The 419-nt window shown below is 39.4% G+C and carries 1 pseudogene; it reads right to left on the bottom strand.

The window, feature by feature from the left end:
* Window positions 1–221 precede the first annotated feature (221 nt).
* Window positions 222–419: pseudogene (locus OGY71_RS01155) on the bottom strand (hypothetical protein); the annotation flags it as partial.

Below are 419 nucleotides of genomic sequence, written 5' to 3'. Positions count from 1 at the left end.
TTCTTCATGGGGATGTCCTCATGTGGCTTATGAAGACATTACTAACATCGGGGTGTACTAATCAACGGGGAGCAGGTCAGAACTGTTAGAACTTTTTATACTTGTATTAGTTTGTATTGATATAGACATAGAACCTCCATGGTAAATATATAGGTGTATCGGCATATACGCAGATATACTTTAGAATTCTTATGATTTATTTTTTCATTTTTTTCAGGCTGTTATATAGACTGGCTTGTTGCGGTGTTTAACGTATTACCAGACATGATTTTGAACGCGCTGGACAGCGTGGTGAGTGAATATCTTTTGGCTGAAGGCCGGAAAGTACATACTCTTTTTGGCTTTGTTGAATAAATCGAACTTTTGCTGAGTTGAAGGATCAGATCACGCATCTTCCCGACAACGCAGACCGTTCCGTG

Source organism: Citrobacter sp. Cpo109 (assembly GCF_030332565.1).
GTDB lineage: Bacteria > Pseudomonadota > Gammaproteobacteria > Enterobacterales > Enterobacteriaceae > Citrobacter > Citrobacter portucalensis.
Note: the sequence above shows the minus strand (reverse complement) of the source record. Positions and strands in the feature narration are given on the sequence as shown.